The sequence below is a fragment of the Longimicrobium sp. genome (assembly GCA_036389795.1).
Taxonomy (GTDB): Bacteria; Gemmatimonadota; Gemmatimonadetes; order Longimicrobiales; family Longimicrobiaceae; genus Longimicrobium.
In genome coordinates, this window is record DASVWD010000160.1 from 1 (window position 1) to 3837 (window position 3837).

Genomic DNA, 3837 nt, shown 5'->3' on the forward strand with positions numbered 1-3837 from the left:
GCGTACGCCTCCCCCTCCGGCGCCGGCAGCGCCCGGCGGTCCACCTTCCCGCCCGGGGTGCGCGGCAGCGCCTCCAGCCGCACGTACGCCGCCGGCACCATGTGCTCCGGGAGCCTCTCCGCCAGGTGCGCCCGCAGCGCCTCCGCCTCCAGCGACCCCTCGCCCGCCCAGTACGCCACCAGCCGCCGCTCGCCCGGCCCGTCCTCGCGCGCCGCCACCGCCGCCTCGCGCACCCCCGCATGCTCGGCCAGCCGCGCCTCGATCTCGCCCGGCTCGATCCGGTAGCCGCGCACCTTCACCTGCTGGTCGCCCCGGCCCAGCACCTCCAGCGTGCCGTCCGGGAGCCACCGCCCCAGGTCGCCCGTGCGGTACAGCCGCGCCCCCGGCTCGCCCCCGAACGGGTCCGCCACGAAGCGCTCGGCCGTCAGCCCGGGCCGGTTGCGGTACCCGCGCGCCACCTGCACTCCGCCCAGGTACAGCTCGCCCGCCACGCCCACCGGCACCGGCTCGCCGCCATCGTCCAGCACGTAGACGCGCACGTTCGCCATCGGACGCCCGATCGGGGTGCGCTCCCCCTCGGCTTCCGGCGCGCAGCTCCACTCGGTCACGTCCACCGCGGCCTCGGTGGGCCCGTACACGTTGTGCAGCCGCGCTCCCGGGTGCTGACCGTAGAAGCGCCGCACCAGCTCGGGAGCCAGCGGCTCGCCCCCGCACACCACCCGCTTCAGCGCGTCGCAGCCGGCGAAGCCCGGCTCCTGCGCCAGCACCTGGAGGAAGGAGGGGACGAAGTGGAGCACGGTGACGCCCTCGCGGCGCACCGTCTCCACCAGGTAGGCGGGGTCGCGCTGCCCGCCGGGGCGCGCCAGCACCAGGCGCGCCCCGGCCAGCAGCGTCAGCAGCAGCTCCCGCAGCGAGGCGTCGAAGCTGTACGGTGTCTTCTGCAGCACCGCGTCGCCAGGACCCAGCCGCCACGCCCGCTGCATCCAGCCGAGCGCGTTGGCCGCGCTCCTGTGCTCGACCATCACCCCCTTGGGCCGGCCGGTGGAGCCCGAGGTGTAGATCACGTACGCCAGGTGGCGCGGCGTCAGACCGGCGCGCGGCGGATTGGTCTCCGGATCCCCCGCCCAGGACGAGGCGTCGCGCCCGAGCGCCACCACCGGCACGCCCAGGCCGCCCAGCCGCTCCGCCGCGGCCCCGTGCGTCAGCAAGAGCGCCGGCTCGCTGTCGACCAGCATGTAGCGCAGCCGCTCCTCGGGGTACTCGGGGTCCAGCGCCACGTACGCGCCCCCCGCCTTCAGCACCCCCAGCAGCCCCACCATCATCTCCAGGCTCCGCTCCACGCACAGCCCCACGCGCACGTCCGGGCCCACGCCGCGCCCGCGGAGGTGGTGCGCCAGACGGTTGGCACGCGCGTTCAGCTCGGCGTAGCTGAGCGTCTCGCCTTCGAACGTGAGCGCGGCCGCGTCCGGAGTCCGCTCCGCCTGCGCCTCGAACAGCTCGTGCAGGCAGGCGTCGGGACTCGCCGTGTCCGTGGCGTTCCACTCCTCCACCACCCGCCGCCGCTCGGCTTCCGGGAGCACGTCCACCCGCGACAGCGCGCGCCCGGGCGCCGCCTCCAGCGCCTCCACCACCCCCTCCAGCGCCCGGTGCACCATCGCGCACACCCGCTCCGGGCCCACCGAGGCCGGCACCTGCGCCGTCAGGGTGAACCCCCCGTCGCGCAGGTCGTCCACCAGCAGCGTCACCGGGTAGTTCGTCCAGTTCCCGCGGATCCCCTCCCGGACCCGGTCCGCCTCGTCCGGGCGCGACGGCGCCGCGCCCGCGCTGTGGCGGTAGTTGAGCATGGCGGTGAAGAGCGGCGCCGGCGCGGCCACGCCGCTGCACCGCTGCGCCAGCGCCAGCGAGGCGTGCTCGTGCCGCAGCAGCTCCGCCAGCAACGCGTGCGTGGCCCGCACGCTCGCCTCCACCCCCGCCTCGCCCACGCGCACGCGGACCGGGAGGGTGTTGATGAACGGCCCCAGCACGCGGTCCGCGCCCGCGCCGCCGCTCGTCCTCCCGAAGAGCACGGTCCCGAACACCACGTCGCCGCGCCCCGACGTCCGCGCCAGGACCCCGGCCCACGCCGCGTGGCACACGGCGGCCGCGCTCACCCCCAGCGTCCGCGCCCGCTCGCGCAGCCGCGCCGCCAGCGCGGGGTCCACCGCCCGCCGCGCCTCGGCGATCCCCGACCCGTCGCCCCACGCGTCCAGCAGGCCGAACGGCGCCGTGGGCTCCTCCACGTCGCCCAGCAGCTCGCGGAAGAACGCCTCGTGCCCGGCGCGGCTCACCCCCAGCCGCGCCCGGGCCACGAAGTCGCGGAAGGGCAGCGGCGCCGGGAGAAGGTCCGCGCGACCTTCCAGGTGCGTCCGGACCTCTTCCTGCAGCACCTCCTTGGTCACGTGGTCGCCGATCAGGTGGTGCTGCTGCTGGAGGAGGACCCAGCGCTCCCGGGCCGCGTCGCGCGCCACGTACGCCCGCATCAGCGGCGCGCGGCGCACGTCGATGCGGTGGCGCCGGGGCTCGAAGCGGCGGTGGAGCTGCTGCGCCGCGTCGCCGCCGGCGGGGTCCACCTCCACCTCCTCCACCTGCAGCCGGGCCTGGCGCCACACCACCTGCACCGGCTCGGGGAGGTCTTCCCACATCACCGACGTGCGCAGGATGTCGTGGCGGTCGATCACCGCCTGCAGCGCCGCCAGGTACGCGTCCAGGCGCTCCCGGCGGTCGAAGGTGTACAGCGCCGACAGCAGGTAGGGGTCGCCCTCCGCGGCCATCAGGTGGTGGAAGAGGACGCCCTCCTGCAGCGGCGCCAGCGGGTAGACGTCCTGGACGTTCGCCGCGCCGCCCTCCACCGCGGCCGTGACCCGGTCGATCTCCGCCTGGCTCAGCTCCACCAGCGGGAGCATCTCCGGGGTGATGGCGTCGCAGGGGGTGGGGATCCGGTTGGGGGGCGCCTGCGCCTCCGGCGACTCGCTCTCCACCAGGGCCGCGAGCCCCGCCAGCGTGGGCGTGGTGAACAGCGCCTGGACCCGGGCGTGCCGGCCCCGCTGCCGCATCCGCTCGACCAGCTTCACCGCCAGGATCGAGCTGCCGCCCAGCTCGAAGAAGTTGTCGCGGCGGCCCACCCGCTCCACGCCCAGCACCTCCGACCAGACCTCCGCCAGCGCGGCTTCCGTCTCGTCCGCCGGCGCCTCGTACGCGCGCGCCGCGTAGGCGTCCTCCTCCGGCGCCGGGAGCGCCTTGCGATCGACCTTCCCGTTGGGCGTCAGCGGCAGCGCCTCCAGCCGCACGTATGCCGCCGGCACCATGTGCTCCGGCAGGCGCTCCACCAGGTGGGAGCGGAGGACGTCCGCCTCGACCGCGCCCGCGGGGCCCGCGTAGTACGCCACCAGCCGCTTCTCGCCGGGGCCGTCCTCGCGCGCCACCACCACCGCCTCGCGCACGCCCGGGTGCTCCAGCAGCCGCGCCTCGATCTCCCGCGGCTCGATGCGGAAGCCGCGCACCTTCACCTGGAAGTCGGTCCGCCCCACGAATTCCAGCGCGCCGTCGCCGCGCCGGCGCACCAGGTCGCCCGTGCGGTAGAGACGCGCGCCCGGCTCCGCGCCGAACGGGTCGGCCACGAAGCGCTCCGCCGTCAGCTCCGGCCGGTCCAGGTAGCCCAGCGCCACGCCCGCGCCGCCCACGTACAGCTCGCCGACCACGCCGACGGGCACCGGCTCGCCCGCCCGGTCCAGCACGTAGGCGCGCGTGTTCGCCTTCGGCCGCCCGATCGGCACGCCCGGCGCGCTCTCCGCGACGTCC

General features: G+C 76.4%; 1 protein-coding gene. It reads right to left on the reverse strand.

The window, feature by feature from the left end; genetic code table 11:
• A partial coding sequence (locus VF746_21650) for an amino acid adenylation domain-containing protein (GenBank protein HEX8695031.1) occupies positions 1-3837 on the reverse strand: 3837 nt, incomplete at both ends.